Source organism: Gillisella terrae, assembly GCF_004801395.1.
Lineage (GTDB): Bacteria > Pseudomonadota > Alphaproteobacteria > Rhizobiales > Rhizobiaceae > Allorhizobium > Allorhizobium terrae.
On the sequence record NZ_SSOA01000015.1, the window covers coordinates 1 to 20229 of the forward strand.

At 55.5% G+C, this 20229-nt stretch carries 17 protein-coding genes and 1 other RNA gene; 4 read left to right on the plus strand and 14 right to left on the minus strand.

The window, feature by feature from the left end; genetic code table 11:
• Window positions 1–186 precede the first annotated feature (186 nt).
• From E6C51_RS18645 to ffs, 3 genes are all read right to left on the minus strand, one after another.
• Window positions 187–510, minus strand: coding sequence for a YbaB/EbfC family nucleoid-associated protein (locus tag E6C51_RS18645; protein WP_190237109.1), 324 nt, complete (start codon window positions 508–510; stop codon window positions 187–189).
• Between the two features lie 25 nt (window positions 511–535).
• Window positions 536–2404 carry a DNA polymerase III subunit gamma/tau gene (locus E6C51_RS18650; RefSeq protein WP_190237110.1) on the minus strand — a complete coding sequence of 623 codons (1869 nt, stop codon included), beginning with the start codon at window positions 2402–2404 and terminating at the stop codon, window positions 536–538.
• 76 nt (window positions 2405–2480) lie between these two features.
• Window positions 2481–2577, minus strand: an RNA gene (gene ffs / locus E6C51_RS18655) — signal recognition particle sRNA small type.
• Window positions 2578–2774: 197 nt separating this feature from the next.
• Between ffs and E6C51_RS18660 the strand changes: the two genes are divergently transcribed.
• From E6C51_RS18660 to E6C51_RS18670, 3 genes are all read left to right on the plus strand, one after another.
• Window positions 2775–3200 carry an HIT family protein gene (locus E6C51_RS18660; RefSeq protein WP_190237111.1) on the plus strand — a complete coding sequence of 142 codons (426 nt, stop codon included), beginning with the start codon at window positions 2775–2777 and terminating at the stop codon, window positions 3198–3200.
• Window positions 3178–4143, plus strand: a complete 966-nt coding sequence (nudC, locus tag E6C51_RS18665) for an NAD(+) diphosphatase (protein ID WP_190237112.1) — start codon at window positions 3178–3180, stop codon at window positions 4141–4143. Before E6C51_RS18660 ends, nudC begins: the two co-directional genes overlap by 23 nt.
• A gap of 233 nt (window positions 4144–4376) precedes the next feature.
• A complete protein-coding gene (locus E6C51_RS18670) occupies window positions 4377–6347 on the plus strand; it encodes a glycoside hydrolase family 3 protein (protein ID WP_190237113.1) in 1971 nt (656 codons plus the stop codon).
• Window positions 6348–6488: 141 nt separating this feature from the next.
• On the opposite strand, the gene E6C51_RS18675 is transcribed toward E6C51_RS18670, so the two are convergent.
• Both E6C51_RS18675 and E6C51_RS18680 read right to left on the minus strand, forming a co-directional pair.
• Window positions 6489–7340 carry a prephenate dehydratase gene (locus tag E6C51_RS18675; RefSeq protein ID WP_186827689.1) on the minus strand — a complete coding sequence of 284 codons (852 nt, stop codon included), beginning with the start codon at window positions 7338–7340 and terminating at the stop codon, window positions 6489–6491.
• Window positions 7341–7348: 8 nt separating this feature from the next.
• Window positions 7349–8119, minus strand: coding sequence for a 3-deoxy-manno-octulosonate cytidylyltransferase (locus tag E6C51_RS18680; RefSeq protein WP_190237114.1), 771 nt, complete (start codon window positions 8117–8119; stop codon window positions 7349–7351).
• A gap of 157 nt (window positions 8120–8276) precedes the next feature.
• On the opposite strand from E6C51_RS18680, the gene E6C51_RS18685 reads away from it, so the two are divergent.
• The gene (locus E6C51_RS18685; protein WP_146932652.1) at window positions 8277–8828 is read left to right on the plus strand and encodes a c-type cytochrome; all 552 of its coding nucleotides are present in this window, start codon (window positions 8277–8279) and stop codon (window positions 8826–8828) included.
• A gap of 529 nt (window positions 8829–9357) precedes the next feature.
• Here E6C51_RS18685 and E6C51_RS18690 read toward each other — a convergent pair.
• From E6C51_RS18690 to scpA, 9 genes are all read right to left on the minus strand, one after another.
• Entirely contained in the window at window positions 9358–11082 is a 1725-nt protein-coding gene (locus E6C51_RS18690) for an ABC transporter substrate-binding protein (RefSeq protein WP_190237115.1), read from the minus strand.
• A gap of 51 nt (window positions 11083–11133) precedes the next feature.
• Window positions 11134–11415, minus strand: coding sequence for a DUF2160 domain-containing protein (locus E6C51_RS18695; RefSeq protein WP_146932656.1), 282 nt, complete (start codon window positions 11413–11415; stop codon window positions 11134–11136).
• A gap of 15 nt (window positions 11416–11430) precedes the next feature.
• A complete protein-coding gene (locus E6C51_RS18700) occupies window positions 11431–12243 on the minus strand; it encodes a carbohydrate ABC transporter permease (protein ID WP_230987457.1) in 813 nt (270 codons plus the stop codon).
• Between the two features lie 2 nt (window positions 12244–12245).
• Window positions 12246–13133, minus strand: coding sequence for a carbohydrate ABC transporter permease (locus E6C51_RS18705; protein ID WP_146932660.1), 888 nt, complete (start codon window positions 13131–13133; stop codon window positions 12246–12248).
• A gap of 4 nt (window positions 13134–13137) precedes the next feature.
• Window positions 13138–14223, minus strand: a complete 1086-nt coding sequence (locus E6C51_RS18710; protein ID WP_190237117.1) for an ABC transporter ATP-binding protein — start codon at window positions 14221–14223, stop codon at window positions 13138–13140.
• A 4-nt stretch (window positions 14224–14227) separates the two neighbouring features.
• Window positions 14228–15313: an ABC transporter ATP-binding protein gene (locus tag E6C51_RS18715; protein ID WP_190237118.1), complete on the minus strand. Its 1086-nt coding sequence runs from the start codon at window positions 15311–15313 to the stop codon at window positions 14228–14230.
• A gap of 188 nt (window positions 15314–15501) precedes the next feature.
• Complete coding sequence (glpD, locus tag E6C51_RS18720) at window positions 15502–17013, minus strand: glycerol-3-phosphate dehydrogenase (RefSeq protein ID WP_190237119.1); 1512 nt, start codon at window positions 17011–17013, stop codon at window positions 15502–15504.
• Window positions 17014–17136: 123 nt separating this feature from the next.
• Window positions 17137–17901, minus strand: coding sequence for a DeoR/GlpR family DNA-binding transcription regulator (locus E6C51_RS18725; RefSeq protein ID WP_190237120.1), 765 nt, complete (start codon window positions 17899–17901; stop codon window positions 17137–17139).
• 78 nt (window positions 17902–17979) lie between these two features.
• Window positions 17980–20118, minus strand: coding sequence for a methylmalonyl-CoA mutase (gene scpA / locus E6C51_RS18730; RefSeq protein WP_190237121.1), 2139 nt, complete (start codon window positions 20116–20118; stop codon window positions 17980–17982).
• Between the last annotated feature and the right edge of the window lie 111 nt (window positions 20119–20229).

Here is a 20229-nt window from a genome sequence, read left to right on the forward strand (position 1 = left end):
GTTCCAATCCGTGATCCTCTCCATAACGGGTGGATCATCTCAAGAATCCAAAAGTGGGCTGCTGGCAACAACAATATCGCGCCAAACATGCAGCTCCATATGCGATTCGCCTGCCCACAAGGGGGAGGGAGTTTGTCGCATCCACCGCCAGCGCAGGATTTCTCACCAGAAATCATTCAAACCGCATCAAAACGGCATCTTAAACCCTGGAGGAATGGGCAAGCCAGCCGTCATTTCCTTGGTCTTTTCTGCCGCAATGGCTTCGGCCTTGTCTTTGGCATCCTTGTGGGCCGCGACGATCAGGTCTTCGAGGATTTCGACCTCGTCTTCCTTGAACAGCGATGGGTCGATTTTTACGCCCTTCAGCTCGCCCTTGCCGGTCATGGTAACAGTCACGAGGCCGCCGCCGGATTTGCCTTCGACTTCCAGTGCAGCAATTTCTTCCTGCATCTTTTCCATCTTGGCCTGCATTTCCTTGACCTTGCCCATCATGCCCATGATGTCGCGCATTACCGTCTCCTAAGCTGAATAACCGTTAAAATTCAATATCATCGCCGGGCAGAATATCGCCCTCGGCGGATTCCGCTGCCGCTGGTGGCGGCAGGGTTTCATCTTCTTCAATGGCGGCCCGAATGCGCACGTCGGTGATTTTGGCACCGGGAAAGCGCGACAGGATCGCCACAATATCGGGATCAGCCGCCGCATCGGTGAAATGGGCTTGCCGTTCGCTGGCTTCCTGCTCCACCAGCGTTTTGCCACCCTCTTCGCGGCTAAGAATGACCATCCAGCGAATGCCGGTCCATTCTTCCAGCCGGGTTTGCAAATCGCCCACCAGCGTCTTTGGCGCATCCGGCGGCAGATTGATCTCCAGCCGTCCGTTTTCGACCCTCACCAGCCGCACATAAGCGCGGGTCAGGGTGCGCAGCTTCAGATCGCGGTTTTTAGCGCAAAGCTCAACAATATCATTGATCGAGCGCACCGGAACCTTTGGCTCTGGCACATCCGCCTGCACTTCGGGCTTTGGAGCCATTTCTGGCGCACGCGCCACACTCGGCACCACCTGTAAATGTGATGTCGGCTGCGGCTGGCCCATCATCCGAGGTGCTGGATCGCTGGAGGCCCGCGCCACCGCTTGCGTATTGTAGCTGGCCGATGCGCCGCCGTTGCTGCCACCTCTGGGGCTGCCACCTTGCGGTGCGGCTCCGCCATCCTGCGCCATTTCCAAAAGCCGTCTTGCCGCATCTTCCGGCGAGGGCAAATGGGCGGCATGGGCCAGCCTGATCAGCACCATTTCTGCGGCACCGGCCTGCCGCGAGGCATTTTCCACCTCGGGAATGCCTTTGAGCAGCATTTGCCACATGCGCGACAGCGTGGTCACAGCAACGTTTTCTGCATATTCAGAGCCGCGCACCCGCTCAACCTCGCTGAGCGAGGGATCATTCGCGCCATTGGGCACATATTTCAGGCGCGTGACCAGATGGGTGAAATCGGCAAGGTCGGTCAGCACCACCGTGGGATTGGCACCGGCCTCATACTGGCTGTTGAACTCGGCAAGAGCTGCCGCCACATCGCCCAGAACGATATGGCCAAACAGATCGACCACGCGGGCGCGGTCGGCCAGGCCCAGCATGGCGCGCACAGCCTCGGCCTCAACCCGGCCAGCGCCATGGGCAATGGCCTGATCGAGCAAGGAGAGGCCATCACGGGCCGAGCCTTCGGCAGCACGGGCCACCATGGCCAGCGCCTCATCCTCGGCTTCAATGCCTTCCTTGGACAAAATGGCGGTAAACAGGCCCACCAGATCGCCAGCGCTGATGCGGCGCAAATCAAACCGCTGACAGCGCGACAGCACCGTGATTGGCACTTTGCGAATTTCTGTGGTGGCAAAGATGAATTTGACGTGTTCCGGCGGCTCTTCCAGCGTCTTCAACAACCCGTTGAAGGCAGCCGTCGAGAGCATGTGCACTTCGTCGATGATATAGACTTTGTAGCGCGCCGACACCGGACGATAGCGCACCTGCTCGATGATCTCGCGGATATCATCAATGCCGGTGTGCGAGGCGGCGTCCATCTCGATCACATCGACATGGCGGCCTTCCATGATCGCCTGACAATGCTCACCGGGGATTTTCAAATCAATGGTGGGCCGGTCTATCGTGTCGGTTTTATAATTGAGGGCGCGGGCCAGAATACGCGCCGTGGTGGTTTTGCCCACCCCGCGCACGCCGGTCAGCATATAGGCCTGGGCAATACGGCCGGTCTCGAACGCATTGGTCAGCGTGCGCACCATCGGCTCCTGGCCGACCATGAGGTCTGAGAAATCCTTGGGGCGGTATTTGCGCGCCAAAACCCGGTAACCGCCGGGTGCATCACTGGTTTTTGCTGTCGGCTCCAAATCGCTCATCGCGCTGCCAGCTTCCCCGCTTGCCCGGCTAGGGGCATAGGGCGGCCATGCAAACATGCTGGCCGCAAAATAAAAGGTGGGAGGCTGGAACAGTGACCCGCGCCGAGCTCGTTAGGGCTGCTTCCTTCCGGACCTGACCCGGTTGGCGAGTGGATCGTCCACCACCAACCTCCCGAGGCGACATATCGGCAATTCTGTCGGCAAATGCAAGTCAAACGAAAAAAAAACTGTTAAAGCATTTGCAGCAAAAGTGCGCAGCGGTTTTGCGTCCGAAAATGCGTTCAACAAAGAGAGAGAGCATTTCTGCATTTTCATGACACGCTGAAATGCTCTAAGCCTTTCAAAAAACAATCGGGTGGAGACCAGAAACTTGAACCTTTATTTGCTGGATGAACGGCTGGCGCGCGATAGCCAGTCGATTTTAGAGCTGTCGCTGTGCGATGTGCGGCTCTCAAAGGACAGCCGCTGGCCCTGGCTTATTCTGGTGCCAAGACGCGCCAATGTCAGCGAAGTGTTTGATCTATCGCAGGAAGATCAACAATTGCTGTGGGCTGAGCAGGTGATGGTGGCAAAAGCGCTTCAATCCGTGACCCAAGCCACCAAGATTAACATCGCGGCTATTGGCAATGTGGTGCGCCAGCTCCATGTTCATGTTGTTGCCCGCTTTGAGGGCGATGCCAATTGGCCGGGGCCGATTTGGGGCTTTGGCGTGGCTGAGCCTTATTCGGACATAGCTTTTGACGCGATGAAAACAAAAATTCTGGGTGTATTGCATGACCAAACCATCTCTCTTTGACACGCTTGCTCCCCACCCCGAAGCCAGCGCCCTCACCGCCTTTTCCGGCAATGCCATCAACCGCGATGCCGAGCACCGCACTGAAGACAGCCTCAGCGATGCATTGAAAACCGAAGGGGCTCATTGCCTGCCGTTTAGCGGCAACCGGCTGGTGCTCAAGCATGAAGGTCAGGTTCTGGATCCGCTGTTTGCCGCCTATGAGCTGGCAGAGTTGAAGCCGGATTTCGACAATGCGGTGCTGCTGGGCCATAAAGCCAATGGTGAGCCGCGCATTGCCGTGCCCGTGCAGATTGATGAAGATCGATTGCTGGATGGCTACAAGGCGCTGACCGCGCGCGAGCTGTTTCGCGATGCCGCAATTGATCAGGAATTGTTGGGCGAGGCAGCCCAAGGCTTCAGCCTGCTGCACTGGAACAGCGAAAACCGCTTTTGTGGCACCTGCGGCCATAAGATGGAGCCGCGCATTGGCGGCTATAAGCGCGAATGTCCGGGGTGTGGCCGCATCAGTTTCCCGCGCACCGATCCGGTGGCGATCATGATGACGATTGATGAGGCCAATGACCGCTGCCTTTTGGGGCGTGGTGCACATTTTCCGGTCGGCATGTATTCCTGCCTCGCGGGCTTTATTGAACCGGCAGAAACCATTGAAGATGCCGTGCGCCGCGAAACCTTGGAAGAATCCGGCATTTCCATTGGCCGGGTGCGCTATCATGCCTCGCAGCCATGGCCCATGCCCCATCAGCTGATGATTGGCTGCTATGCCGAAGCGCTGAGCCTCGACATCACGCGCGATGAGGATGAGCTGGCCGATTGCCGCTGGTTTAGCCGCGAAGAGGTGCAGGCGATGATTGATCTGGAGACGGAAGAGGTGAAAGCCCCTGCCCCCGGCACCATCGCTCACCGGCTGATGAGCGATTGGCTGGATTGGAATAAAAAATCGTAAGCAACTGCAACCGGTTTACGCGGCCCGCGTGTGTCGCTATGCTCGCTCTGGTATAGACAGATCGCCCGTTGGGAGGAACCTCGGGCGAAGCTGTTGCTTTGAGGGAGGATAGAGATTTGCTTATTCGTCAATTGATTGAACGTGAAAACGAAGCAGTCGGCCAATTCCCCTGAGGCTTCTTCACCTTCGCCTTTGCACAGGCTTGCTCAATCAAATCTTGCAGGAAAACATTCATGAAATTATTTAGCTTGGCGTCTTGCGCCATTCTGACGGCATCTGTTGCCTTTGCGCAGAGCCAGCCACCCATTGTCGTGCGCTCTGCACCTCTGCTCAAGATCGATGGTTTGACCTTCAAGGATCTCAACCGCAATGGTCGCCTCGACGTCTATGAGGATTGGCGCAAACCCGCATCAAGCCGCGCCGACGATCTCGTCAAGCAGATGACATTGATCGAAAAGGCAGGCTTGATGATGCATGGCACAGCACCCGCTTTGTCATCGTCGCCCGAGGGCAATCAAGGGCGCGGCAGCGGTTATGATCTGGAAAAGATCAAACCGCTGATCAATGACGCCAAAGTGGCAACCTATATTACCCGGCTATCATTGCCGCCTGAAGTGTTGGCAGACGAAAACAACAAGCTGCAAGAGCTTGCTGAGGCAACGCGGCTCGGTATTCCGCTGACCATCAGCACCGACCCGCGCAATCACTTTCAATATGTCTTGGGGGCATCGGCCCAGAGCGGCGGTTTTTCCAAATGGCCGGAAAGCCTGGGCTTTGGCGCTTTGAACGATACCAAATTGATGCGCCGCTTTGGCGATGTCGCAAGGCAGGAATATCTGGCCGTTGGCATTCAGCAGGCGCTATCCCCGCAAATCGATCTGGCCAGTGAGCCACGCTGGTCGCGCTCCACCGGCACATTTGGCGAGGATCCGCAAATTTCCAAGCGCATGGCGGAAGCCTATGTGGCAGGGTTCCAAAACGGCACCAAGGGTTTGAAGCCGGGCAGTGTGAGCGCGGTTGCCAAGCATTGGGTGGGTTATGGCGCAACGCCCAACGGGTTTGATGGCCACAACTCCTACGGCAAACATGTGGTTTTCAAGGGCAAGGATTTTCAAAAGCATATCATTCCGTTTGAAGGTGCTTTCGATGCCAAGGTTGCCGGCATCATGCCAACCTATTCGATTATCGATGGCGTGAAACTCAATGGCAAACCGCTGGAGCCGGTGGCCGCTGGCTATAGCAAGCAATTGCTGACCGATCTTTTGCGCAAGCGCTATAAATTCGATGGCGTGGTGGTGAGCGACTGGCTGATCACCAATGACTGCAAGGACGAATGCCTGAATGGCGAAAAGCCCGGTGACAAGCCCATCATCCGGCCCGACACTTTTGGCATGCCCTGGGGTGTGGAAGATATGAGCCGCGTTGATCGCTTTGCCAAAGCGGTGAACGCCGGGATTGACCAATTTGGTGGTGTGTCCAACTCTGATCTGCTGGTCAAGGCGGTTGAGGAAAAGAAGATCAGCGAAAAGCGGATCGATCAATCGGCCCGCCGGTTGCTGATTCAAAAATTCCAGCAAGGCCTGTTTGAAAATCCCTATGCGGATCCGGCAAAAGCCAAGGAGATTGTGGGCAATGCCGAGTTTGTGCGTGAGGGCGAGGCTGCACAAGCGCGGTCCATGGTTCTTTTGCAAAATCAAGGCAAAATCCTGCCCGTGAAACCCGGCAAAAAAATCTATCTTCTCAATGTCGATGCCGCAATCGCGCAAAAGCGCGGCTATCAGGTGGTGAGCAAGCCGGAAGAGGCCGATTTTGCGCTGGTGCGCCTGATGGCTCCCTTTGAGCGCCTGCACCCCAATTATTTCTTCGGCGCGCGCCAGGAAGAAGGCGACCTGTCATTCAAGCCCGGCAATGCCGATTTCGATGCGCTCACCGCCATTGCCGCCAAGACACCGACGATTGCCACCATCTTCCTCTCCCGTCCGGCCATCCTGACCAATGTGAAGGACAAGACCAAGGCGTTGATTGGCAATTTTGGCGCAGATGACGAGGCGCTGTTCAATGTAATTGAGGGCAGGGAAAAAGCGCGTGGCAAGTTGCCGTTTGAGCTGCCCTCTTCCATGGCCGCAGTAGAAGCACAATCGCCGAGCACACCGCATGATTCAAAAAATCCGCTTTATAAGATCGGCTATTCTTTGAAATATTGAGACAAAAGAGAAATGGCGGCGTTGCCGCCGCCATTTCTATTTAGAAGCTGTCAGGTTCAGATTGAACCTGACAGCTTCTAAATTTCTATATTTTCGTTTGTCTTTACAGGAAAACCGGATTCCACTTTTCCCTGACAAACTCTAAAACTTACCGCGCATGGCATGGGCTTTATAAACGCCGAGAATATTGACCTTCTCCGAGAAGAACCGCAGTTCTTCCAGTGCGCGCTTGACCGGCGCATCATCGGGATGGCCTTCAATATCGGCATAAAACTGGGTAGCAATGAACTTGCCGCCAATCTGGTAGCTCTCCAGCTTGGTCATGTTGACACCATTGGTGGCAAAGCCGCCCATGGCCTTGTAGAGCGCTGCCGGAATATTACGCACATTGAACACAAAGGTGGTGATGAAAGCCTCGTCATCGCTTTTGCGTTTCAACTCCACTGCATCGCGCGACAAAACCACAAAGCGGGTGACGTTGTTTTCCGAATCCTCAACATTTTCGGCAATAATATCAAGACCATACAGCGGGGCCGCCAGCCGAGGCGCAAGCGCTGCCATGGTGCGATCGCCTTTTTCCGCCACCAGCTTGGCGGCTCCTGCGGTATCGCCTGCCACCACGGCCTTCCAGCCATTGTTGCGAATGATCTTGCGGCATTGGCCCAGCGCGTGGATATGGCTGTGCACCGTGCGGATTTCATCGCGTGTGACGCCCGGCAGCACCATCAGCTGAAAGCGGATTGGCATGAAATATTCGCCAATGATATGCAGGCCCGACAACGGCAGCAGGTGGTGAATATCGGCGACACGGCCAGCCAGCGTGTTTTCAATCGGAATCATCGCCAGATCAACATCGCCGTTTTCCAAAGCCATGAAGGCATCTTCAAACGTCGCGCAGGGCAGCGGCTCCATAGATGGAAACATATCGCGGCAGGCCATATCCGAATTGGCACCGAAATCGCCTTGGAACGAGATTTTGTTGGTAAGGGTCACCACGATCATTATCCTTGTTTTGCGCCAAGAAGTTTTGCGCCAAGAATGGCGCGGGCTTTTTCCAGATCAGTGGGCGTATCAACACCCAGCGGCACGGTTTTGACAATCTCGACATCAATGCGCATGCCCGCTTCCAGCGCCCGCAATTGCTCCAGCGATTCGCGCTTTTCAAGGGTGGATGGTGAAAGCTTCACAAAGCGCTCCAGCGCCGCGCGGCGATAGGCATAGAGACCGATGTGATGAAACAGCGGCCCTACCCCATGCGGGGCTGTGGCGCGCGTGAAATAGAGCGCCCGCAGGCGAGACTTTGTGAGAGGCGAGCCGACAATTTTCACCACATTGGGATTGGCCTTTTCCGCCTCATCCTCGATCTCCACCGTCAGCGTGGCAATATCAACGGCTGGATCTTGCAGAGGTCTGAGCGAGGCGCGGATGCTTTCCGGATCAATGGTCGGCAGATCGCCCTGCACATTGATAATCACCTCAGCTTTTCCTTCCGGGTCGGCCTTGGTCAGCGCTTCATAAATCCGGTCTGAGCCGGACTGATGGTGCTGGCCGGTCATAACCACGTCAAAGCCCGCCGCTTTGACCGCATCAAACACCGCCTGATCATCAACCGCCACGATAACCCGGCCAACATTGGCCTCGCTCGCACGCTTTGCCACCTGCACAATCATCGGCAGACCGGCAATATCGGCCAGCGGCTTGCCGGGAAGGCGGGTTGAGGCCATGCGGGCCGGGATCAAAACCAGCGTGTTTGCGATATGTGGATCAGCCATGGAGGACTAGCCTTTGAAACAAGGGATATAAGTGGCAAAAGGTCTCAGGCTCGGGGTGCACAATCAGGTTGCAACTGTCAAGCAAAAGTCTTAGCCTTTTGCATCATGGAGGCTCGTCCGGTTTCAGTGAGCCGGACCGCATGGGGAGCAGTCAAGAATGAGTTCATACATTAATATGGGGGCGGGCGCGCTGCTGGGTACGGTATTCGTGCTGATGTCCGTGTCAATCGCGTCTGAGGGCATATTTCATTCTCCGGCACCGGAGAAAGAAGGCTATATGATTGCCGCCGCAGAAGCAGCACCAAGCGGCGGAGGCACAGAGGCTGCCGCCGCAGACAAGCCTATTGCAGAATTGCTGGCAAAGGCCGACGTGAAGGCAGGAGCGACAATCTTCAAGAAATGTGCCGCCTGTCATAACGACACCAAGGATGGGGCCAACAAGGTGGGGCCAAATCTTTGGGGTGTTGTGGATCGGCCCATCGCCAGCCATGAAGGCTTCGCCTATTCGGCCAGCATGAAGGATTTTTCAAAAGGCAGTACGGAGCACTGGACTTTTGAAAACCTCAACCACTTCCTGAAAGCACCGAAAAAGCTTGTGGCGGGGACGGCCATGGGCTTTGCAGGTCTGCCAAAAGAAGAGGACCGCGCCAATCTTATCGCCTATCTCAACACTCAGGCCGACAGCCCGGTGCCACTGCCAACCAATTGATCTTTTAGGATTAAAAACACAAAACGCCCGGAAAGACTTCCGGGCGTTTTGTGTTTGAAGCATCTGACCGATACGTGGGAACGGGTTTTCGGATCGAAAAGTTGCTGCTGCATAATTCCTTAAATCGGAATCGATTTAAGGAATTATGCAGCAGATTTAGAGTGTTACAGCATCCTTTGTGCGTTTTAGCACAGTACACGACGCATAGGTTTTACCGTATAGCTCACCCCCCTCTGCCCTGCCGGGCATCTCCCCCACAAGGAGGGAGATCGACAAAAGCAGCCCTCTTGCTCAACAGCATACGTCCTATGTGTCGGAAATCACGAGTTCATTGTGAGAAACGAGCGGGAGCGCCTATCCGATCTCCCTCCTTGTGGGGGAGATGGCTGGCAAGCCAGAGGGGGGTAAACGGCACATAAAGGCGTTTGCGTCGTGTACTGGGATAAAACGCACAAAGGACGCTGTATGCAGCGGATTTTCATTGTTGCAGCGCCGTGGACCTATTTGGTCCACGGCGCTGTCATGCGGCTTACTTCTTCTGCCAGCTCTTGACCAACTCGTCGTAGTTGACGGTGATTGGCTTTTCTTTTTCGTTGGCAATCTTCAGCTGAGGCGCAAGGTGGCCATTTTTGACAGCATCAGCGTTCCAATAGTTGATGTCATGCTCCTCGGCCAGTTTCGGGCCAATATCGCCCTGCACCTTGGCGCGCTCCAGACGCTGCATGACCTTTTCCTGCTCGCTGCACAGCGAATCCATAGCCTGCTGTGGGGTTTTTGCACCCGATGCAGCATCACCAATCGCCTGCCACCACAGCTGAGCCAGCTTTGGATAATCAGGAACATTGGTGCCGGTTGGCGACCACTGGACGCGAGCCGGTGAGCGGTAGAACTCAACCAGACCGCCCAGCTTTGGTGCGCGCTCGGTGAAGCTCTTGTCCTGAATGGTCGATTCGCGTGTAAACGTCAGACCCACGTGGCTCTTTTTGACGTCTACGGTTTTCGAGGTGACGAACTGCGAATAGAGCCATGCTGCCTTGGCGCGATCCACAGGTGTGGATTTCATCAAGGTCCAGGAGCCAACGTCCTGATAACCAAGCTTCATGCCGTCTTTCCAGTAGACACCATGCGGGCTTGGGGCCATGCGCCATTTTGGCGTGCCATCGGCATTCACAACCGGCAGACCGTCTTTCACCATATCGGCGGTAAAGGCGGTGTACCAGAAGATCTGCTGTGCCACGTTGCCCTGACTTGGCACGGGGCCGGATTCAGAGAAGGTCATGCCTTGGGCTTCTGGTGGCGCATAGTCCTTCAGCCATTTGAGGTATTTCTCGATCGAGTAAACCGCAGCCGGGCCGTTGGTATCACCGCCACGGGCAACGCAAGAGCCAACTGGACGGGAGTTCTTGTCAACCTTGATGCCCCATTCATCAACCGGCAGACCGTTTGGCAGGCCCTTGTCACCATTGCCAGCCATTGAGAGCCAGGCATCGGTAAAGCGCCAGCCGAGTGATGGGTCTTTTTTGCCATAATCCATATGGCCATAGACCTTTTTGCCATCGACATCGCGACCGGTGAAGAATTCAGCGATATCCTCATAGGCCGACCAGTTGACCGGAACGCCAAGGTCATAGCCATACTTGGCCTTGAAGTCGGCCTTGTTTTTCTCGTCGTTGAACCAGTCATAGCGGAACCAATAGAGGTTAGCGAACTGCTGGTCCGGCAGCTGATAAAGCTTGCCATCCGGGGCGGTGGTGAAGGATGTGCCGATGAAATCCTTGATGTCCAGGCCGGGATTGGTCACATCCTTGCCTTCGCCTGCCATCCAGTCGGTTAGGTTACGGGCCTGTTTGTAGCGCCAATGGGTGCCGATCAGGTCGGAGTCGTTGACATAGGCGTCATAGATATTCTCTTTCGACTGCATTTGTGTTTGCAGCTTTTCGATAACATCCCCTTCGCCGATCAGGTCGTGGGTGATCTTGATGCCGGTGATGGCGGTAAAGGCAGGGGCCAGCACCTTGGATTCATATTCATGGGTGGTCAGGGTTTCGGAGACCACCTTGATGTCCATGCCTTTGAAAGGCTTGGCGGCATCAATAAACCACTGCATTTCCTTTTCCTGCTCGGCGCGGCTGAGCGTCGAGAGCGGCCCGATTTCCTTATCCAGGAACTGCTTGGCCTCGTCCATACCGGCATGGGCTGCACCAGCCATTGCCAGCAGCATCACTGCCGTTGTTGTCAGAAATTGCTTTCGCATTATGTCCTCCCAGAGTTTGCGATTGCATAGAAATGATCAGCCTGTCGCGGGTTAAACGAACCGGAACACTCCGATTGCGTACACGACAGACAGAGCCAGAGCCCACCACAGGCTTGGGCCGCCAAAGCCCAGCCAGGCAAGATGAATAAAGGCAGAGCCGAGCAGCGACAAAAACAGGCGGTCGCCCCGCGTCGTCTCAAACCGTAAAACGCCAATGCGCGGATTTCCCCCCGGCGCGAAATATTCCCACACGGCCATGGCCACCAAGAGCGCGAGAATGGTTAGAAAAAACAGAGCTGTTGGGCCGGTCCAGGCCATCCATGACAGGTTCATGTGCGAAAGCCCTCCTTACACGCGGCCCAGGGCAAAGCCCTTGGCAATATAGTTGCGAACAAAATAGATCACCAAAGCGCCGGGAATGATGGTCAGCACACCGGCCGCCGCCAAAACGCCCCAATCCATACCAGAGGCCGAGACCGTGCGGGTCATGGTGGCGGCAATGGGCTTGGCATCAGTGGTGGTCAAGGTACGGGCAATCAATAGTTCCACCCACGAAAACATAAAGCAGAAGAAGGCCGCGACGCCGATACCGCTGGCAATCAGCGGCACGAAGATTTTCACGAAGAAGCGTGGGAATGAATAGCCGTCGATATAAGCCGTTTCATCGATCTCTTTCGGAATGCCCGACATGAAGCCTTCGAGAATCCACACCGCCAGCGGCACATTGAACAGGCAATGGGCGATAGCAACAGCGATATGGGTATCGATCAGGCCAAAGGCCGAATAGAGCTGGAAAAACGGCAGAGCAAACACCGCAGGCGGTGCCATGCGATTGGTCAACAGCCAGAAAAACAGGTGCTTGTCGCCCAAAAACCGATAGCGCGAGAAGGCATAGGCCGCAGGCAGGGCCGCCAGCACCGAAATGACCGTGTTCATCACCACATAGGTGATGGAGTTGATATAGCCATTATACCAGGCCGGATCGGAAAAGATCACCGCATAATTGGCCAGCGTCGGATTTTTCGGCCAGAGTGAAAAGGCACCCAAAATCTCAGAGTTTTCCTTGAAACTCATATTGACCAGCCAATAAATCGGCAAAAGCAGAAACACGATATACAGCGTAACAATCAGCGCGGATCGAAGAGAACGGGTCTGGTTCATGGTCATTCTCCCTTCGGTGCAGATGTTGCGGCGGCATCGCCAATGGTCATGACGGTGTAGAAGACCCACGACAGCAGCAGAATAATCAGGAAGTAGATCAGCGACATCGCCGCCGCAGGGCCAAGATCGAACTGCCCTACCGCCATCTTGACCAGATCAATCGACAGAAAGGTGGTGGAATTGCCCGGCCCGCCGCCTGTGACCACAAAGGGCTCGGTGTAGATCATGAAACTGTCCATGAAGCGCAGCAGAACAGCAATCAGCAGCACCCGCTTCATCTTTGGCAGCTGGATATAGCGAAACACCGACAGGCGGGATGCGCCATCAATGCGGGCTGCCTGATAATAGGCATCCGGGATCGACACCAGACCGGCATAGCACAGCAACACCACAAGGCTGGTCCAGTGCCAGACATCCATGACAATCACGGTGATCCAGGCATCACGTGCACTTTGCACGTAATTATAGTTGATGCCCATGGCCTCCAGAGTGTGACCCAGCAGACCGATATCGCCACGGCCAAACACCTGCCAAATGGTGCCCACCACATTCCATGGAATGAGCAGCGGCAGCGCCATCAACACCAGGCAGACCGGCACGCCGAGACCTTTTTTGGGCATGTTGAGCGCAATCAAAATACCAAGCGGCACTTCAATGGCCAAAATAATCAGCGAGAAGGCCAGATTGCGCCACAGCGCATCCCAGAATCGTTGGGAATGCAGGGTTTGCGTAAACCAGTCGGTACCGGCCCAGAAGAATTCATTGTTGCCGAATGTATCCTGCACCGAATAATTCACCACAGTCATCAGCGGGATAACGGCTGAAAACGCCACGAGCAGCAGCACCGGCAACACCAGAAACCAGGCTTTGTTGTTGAATGGTCTATCCATGGTCTCAGCCCCCCATGCCTGTTGGCGCAAAATCAACCCGCCAGGAATTGGCGTAGATATTGATGCCTGCGGGATCAAATTGCAGCTTTGGCTCGGATGGAATGTCCGCATCCTCGGCAATCACCACCGCAATCGGCTGACCGGCAAAACTGGCGCGGACAATCTTCTGGCGGCCAATATCTTCCACCTTGGAGATCTGGGTGGGCATGCCCTCACGCCCCAGCGAGACAAACTCCGGGCGGATACCCAATTCGGTTCGTGCTTCACCGGGAATGATCGGGCGGCCCGGAAGAGCGACGCGCTCATTACCGACAATCGCGGTTGCACCATCAATGCCTGCCGCCAGCACATTCATGCCCGGCGAGCCAATGAAATAGCCAACAAATGTATGTTTTGGCGTGTCAAACAGCTCAGCGGGTGTGCCAATCTGCACAATCTGGCCGTCATACATCACAACCACCTTGTCGGCGAAGGTCAGCGCTTCGGTCTGGTCATGGGTGACATAGACCATGGTGAAGCCAAACCGGCGGTGCAATTGCTTTAGCTGGGTGCGCAGCACCCATTTCATATGCGGATCAATCACCGTCAGCGGCTCGTCAAACAGGATGGCGTTGACATCTGAACGTACCAGCCCGCGACCCAGCGAGATCTTCTGTTTCTGATCTGCCGTCAGCCCTTGCGCCTTGCGCTTGGCCCAGCTTTCCAGATCGATCATTTTCAGAATATCGCGGACCCGCTTATCCACGTCCGCCTCCGGCACCCGCCGATTTCGAAGTGGAAAGGCCAGGTTATCGTAAACACTCATGGTGTCGTAAACGACCGGAAACTGAAAAACCTGAGCGATGTTGCGCGCCTCTGTCGAGAGATTGGTGACATCCTTGCCATCAAACAGAATGCGCCCATCGGAAGCCTGCAACAGACCGGACATGATGTTCAAAAGCGTGGTCTTGCCACAGCCGGAAGGTCCCAGCAGCGCATAGGCCCCGCCATCATCAAAATCGTGATGCACTTCTTTCAGCGCATAGATTGGATTGGCCTGCCCCTTTGGCCCATAGGCATGACGAATATGATCAAGTGAAATACGTGCCATGATCTTATGCCCCCATACCTGTTTCAGAGCTGGCAAGCGCGCGGCCCTGACCATCAAAGGCCATCAGATGACGGCTATCAAGATAGACACCAACATCCTTACCCGGCTCAATGTCGTGAATGCCATGGGCCAGCATCACCCAGCGCTCACCGGCGTAATCGAGATGGATGAAGCTTTCCGAGCCTGAGATTTCTGAAATCATCGAGCGGGCAATGAGGGCATCCGCATGACTGCCCTTTGGCTTGAAAGACAGGTGATGCGGATGAAAACCAAGTGTCACGGGCGCTTGCGGCACGTTTTGCAAATGCGCAGGCACAGCAATCGTTGCGTGATCGCCAATGGCGAAATGCTCGCCTTTTCGCACCGCCTGCACCGTGTTCAACGGCGGATCAGCGAAGGTTCTGGCCGTTTTGAGATCCGCAGGCTTGCGGTAGACATCAATGGTCGGGCCATATTGTGTCACCCGGCCCTCACTCAAGGTCGCTGTATATCCGCCAAGCAACAGCGCTTCAGAGGGTTCGGTGGTGGCGTAAACGAAAATCGCGCCCAGTTCGGCAAAGATTTTCGGCAGTTCCTCGCGCAATTCCTCCCGCAATTTATAGTCCAGATTGGCCAGCGGCTCATCCAGCAGCACCAGACTGGCCTGTTTGACAATGGCGCGGGCCAGCGCCGTGCGCTGTTGCTGGCCACCAGACAGATTGAGCGGGGTACGATCCAGATAAGGGGTTAATTTCAAAAGGTCAGCGGCCTTTTTGACCTCGCGGTCAATGGTGGCATTGTCCACTTTTCGCACCCGCATGGGGGATGCGATGTTTTCATACACCGTCAGGGCCGGATAATTGATAAATTGCTGATAGACCATGGCAATCGAGCGGTCCTGCACTCGCACACCGGTCACATCCTTGCCATCAAACATCAATCTGCCAGATGTCGGCTTATCCAGCCCGGCCATCAGCCGCATCAACGACGTTTTGCCAGACAGCGTTGGTCCCAGCAGGACATTCAGCGTGCCCCGCTGCAATGTCAGGTTGGTGGGATGAATGTGAACATCCCCCGCAACCACCTTGGACAGGTTTTGCAATTCCAGCATTGTGCGTCAGGCCTCCCAACCCGGCGACACTTACAGCAAGCCTTCACCAAAAGGCTGACCGTAGTGCTTCATGTTGCTGCGGTTGCTGTTTCAAAGCCAGTTTTGGCTTTACATAACCGCAGTCTGCTACTCTCTGCGCGCTCCCCTTGCGCAAGAGAGAAGCTGCAACAGCCCCTCCCTAAAACACGTCAGGCCGCGCGCGCTCCCTCGATATAATCTTCCAGTCCCTTCGCCTCCTCGCGGCTCAGGAACAGGCCCTGTTTTGTGCGACGCCACAGAATGTCTTCTGCTGTTGTGGCCCATTCGCGCGCAATCAGCCAGTCGACTTCCGTCTGATAGAGCGTGCCGCCAAAATGCCGCCCAAGCCCCTCCAGGCTTTTCGCGCCATTCAGCAATGTGTGGGCCAAAGTGCCGTAGCAGCGGATCAAGCGTCTGGCACAGCGATCATCCAGAAACGGAAAGGCTGTTTTCAGCTTCGCCACTTCCGTCTCATAGCCGGTGGCTGGAAAATCCCCGCCGGGCAGGCGGCTTTTCGCGGTCCAAGGCTTGCCCTTGACGCCAATCGCCTCGCCAATTTTTTCAAGCGCATGTTCGCCAAGACGGCGATAGGTGGTGAGCTTGCCGCCAAACACGTTGAGCAGCGGGGCTGCACCATCTTGCGCTTCCAGCTTCAGCACGTAATCGCGCGTTGCTTCCTGCGCCTTGGATGCACCATCATCAAACAGCGGCCGCACGGCAGAATAAGACCAGACGATATCTTCCGGCTTCACGGGTTCGGCAAAATATTCGCTGGCTGCATTGCACAGATAGGTAATTTCCCCATCCGAAATCTTCACATCCTTCGGATCACCCTTGTAATCCTGATCGGTGGTGCCAATCAGGGTGAAGTCTGTCTCGTAAGGAATGGCGAAAATGATGCGATTATCAGGGTTTTGGAAAAAGTAAGCGCGCGGATCGTCAAACTTCTTTTTCACAATGATATGGCTACCCTGCACCAGACGCACATTATGGGCATTGTTTTTGCCCATGGCGCTCGACAGAACATTGTCTACCCATGGACCGGCCGCATTGACCAGCATCCGGGCCTGATAGGTCGTGCGACTGCGCGTCGTGCGATCTTCCACCTCAATGGTCCAAAGACCACCATCGCGGCGCGCACTGAGAACACGGGTGCGGCTTAGAATTTTTGCGCCGCGGTCTGCCGCGTCACGCGCGTTCAACACTACAAAACGCGCATCATCGACCCAGCCATCGGAATATTCAAAAGCGCGGGTAAACAGCGGCTTTAGCGGTTTTCCGGCCTTGTCTTTGCGCATGTCCAGCGTCTTGGTGGCTGGCAAAAGCTTGCGACCACCCAAGTGATCGTACAGAAACAGGCCAAGCCGGATCATCCACGCAGGGCGAATACCGCCCTTATGGAAGGGCAAAACGAAACGCATTGGCCAGATGATATGCGGTGACATGGCCCAGAGCGTTTCACGCTCCATCAATGCCTCACGCACCAGACGAAATTCATAATGTTCGAGATAGCGCAGACCACCGTGAATAAGCTTGGTCGCGCCAGACGATGTGCCGGAGGCGAAATCGTTCATTTCCGCCAGCGCAACCTTATAGCCACGCCCCACAGCATCACGCGCGATGCCGCAGCCATTGATGCCGCCACCGATTACGAAAATATCGAACACAGAATTGTCGGACACGCTTTGCTCTCCCTTCGCAATGCAGCAAATTATTGCAGTTGCGAACCTATATAAGAGTAAAACGAAATCAAAGCGAATGTCAAACGAAAGTTCACAGGAAAGTGAAAGTCGCTCGCTCCAGACTCACGTAAATGTTTCTATCAAGCGAACATCATGTTCACGACAGGTCTGCGTGATGGCTGCAATTTGGCATTTGTCGGTGATAAAGGTGTGAACCTGGCTGAGATGACCAATCCGGACCGGTGCGGTGCGCTCAAATTTGGACGAATCCGCCACGAGAACCACATGGCGGGCATTGGCAATAATGGCCTGCGCCACTTTCACTTCGCGATAATCATAGTCCAGCAGCGCGCCATCGTGATCAATGGCGGAAACGCCGATCACCGCATAATCGACCTTGAACTGGCGAATGAAATCGACAGCCGCTTCGCCAACAATACCGCCATCAGCCCCACGCACCACGCCACCGGCAATCACCACCTCAATCGCTGGAAAAACCCGCAAGCGATTGGCAACATTGATATTATTGGTAATGACCATCAGGTCTTTGTGGTCCAGAAGTGCTTCGCCCACCGCTTCTGTGGTGGTGCCGATGTTGATAAACAGAGATGCATTATTGGGAATAAGCTCTGCGGCAGCCCGGCCAATCGCCTGTTTTTCAGGTGCAGCAATGGAGCGCCGCGCCTCATAATGCACATTCTCGGCACCGCTTGGAAAAATTGCGCCACCATGCACGCGGGTCAGCTGCCGCGCCTCGCACAGGTCGTTGAGATCCTTGCGAATGGTTTGCGGCGTAACGGTAAAGCGCAGCGCCAGATCCTCCACCTGCACCCGGCCCTCAGCCTTGGCGATGTCCAAAATCTCCGACTGCCGAGCCGACAGAAGCATCGCACCCTCCCTGTTTTCGTTTTTCTTTCATCATAGCGAAAAACGAAAGGGGAGCAATGGGGATAAAAAACCCCACACTCAGACGTTGCGCAAGCGGCCTTGCATCAAATCCATCACAGCGCGGGCGGCCTCTAACACATTGGTGCCGGGGCCAAAGACAGCGGCAACGCCGTGGTCGAGCAGGTATTGATAATCCTGCCTTGGAATAACCCCGCCGACCACAACGATAATGTTGTCGGCACCCTTGGCTTTCAGCGCTTCCACCAATTGCGGAGCCAGCGTTTTATGGCCTGCCGCCAGCGAGGACATGCCAACCACATGCACCTTTTGCGAAATCGCCAGATCAGCCGCTTCTTCCGGCGTCTGAAACAGTGGCCCAGCTAGCACTTCAAACCCAAGATCACCAAAGGCTGACGAAATCACCTTGGCACCGCGATCATGCCCATCCTGCCCCAGCTTGGCCACCATGATTTTTGGTTTCGCACCCAGTGCGGTTTTGAACTCGGAGAGCCGGCTGACAATCATCTGATATTCGGGATCATCGTGATAGCTGTCACCATAAACCTTCGATACCACCTTTGGCTCCGCCGAATGGTCGCCAAACACAGCCCGCATGGCATCTGATATTTCGCCGACCGTTGCACGGGCGCGGGCAGCCTCGACAGCCGCCGCCAGAAGATTGCCCTCTCCCGTTTGGGCAACACGGGTGAGTTCCGCCAGTGCGGTCTCAACAGCCTTTGCGTCCCGGCGGCGTTTGGTCTCTTCCAACCGCTTGATCTGGCTGAGGCGCACCGCAGTGTTATCAATATCGAGAATATCGATCTCGTCTTCGGTTTCCAGCCGGTATTTGTTGACACCAACGATCACCTCTTCGCCGCGATCCACAGCCGCTTGGCGACGGGTAGCGGCTTCTTCAATCAGCCGTTTCGGCAGGCCTTCATCCACCGCTTTGGTCATGCCGCCGAGGCTTTCCACCTCTTCAATCAAGGCCCAGGCGGCATCTGCCAATTCCTTTGTCAGGCTTTCGACATAATAAGAGCCTGCCAAGGGATCGACTACCTTGGTCACGCCGGTTTCATGCTGCAAGATCAGCTGCGTGTTACGAGCAATGCGGGCGGAAAACTCGGTGGGCAGCGCTATCGCCTCATCAAAGGAATTGGTGTGCAACGATTGGGTGCCGCCCAGCACCGCCGACATTGCCTCAAAGGCGGTGCGGATGATGTTGTTATAGGGGTCTTGCTCGGCCAGCGACACACCAGAGGTTTGACAGTGGGTGCGCAGCATCAGGCTGGACGGTTTTTTCGGCGCAAACTCCTGCATGATCCGCGTCCACAATAGACGTGCCGCGCGAAGCTTGGCGGCTTCCATGAAGAAATTCATGCCAATGGCAAAGAAAAACGACAATCTTCCCGCAAATTCATCGACATCGAGCCCCTTGGCAAGGGCGGCACGGACATATTCGCGCCCATCGGCCAAGGTGAATGCCAGTTCCTGCACCAGTGTGGCACCCGCCTCCTGCATATGATAGCCGGATATGGAAATCGAATTGAATTTCGGCATTTCCTTCGCCGTGTATTCGATAATATCGGCCACGATCCGCATCGATGGTTCTGGCGGATAGATATAGGTGTTGCGCACCATGAACTCTTTGAGAATATCGTTCTGGATGGTGCCAGAGAGCTTGTCGCGCGACACGCCCTGCTCTTCACCAGCGACAATGAAATTGGCCAGAATCGGAATGACCGCGCCATTCATGGTCATCGACACCGACATTTGATCGAGCGGAATGGCATCGAAGAGGATTTTCATATCCTCCACGCTGTCAATCGCCACACCCGCCTTGCCCACATCACCCTCAACACGGGGATGGTCGCTATCGTAACCGCGATGAGTGGCGAGATCGAAAGCCACCGACAGGCCCTTTTGGCCAGCGGCCAGATTGCGTTTGTAAAAGGCGTTCGATGCTTCAGCGGTGGAAAAGCCTGCATATTGGCGGATGGTCCATGGCCGTCCGGCATACATGGTGGCGCGGGGGCCTCGGGTGAAGGGTGCAAAGCCGGGCAGCGAGCCGAGGTGATCGACCCCTTGCAAGTCATCTTCGGTATACAGCGGCTTGACGGCAATGCCTTCGGGTGTCTGCCATGTCAGTGTATCCGGCGATACTTTCAGCTCTTTCTCGGCCAGAGCCTGCCAATCCTCAATGGTTTTCTTGGTCATGGTCGGACCTCCCTATCTGTGAATACCCCCTCTGGTCTGCCGACCATCTCCCCCACAAGGGGGGAGAAACGAAAATCACCACCCTTGGCCTTGCTTCGTATGCGCCGCTCC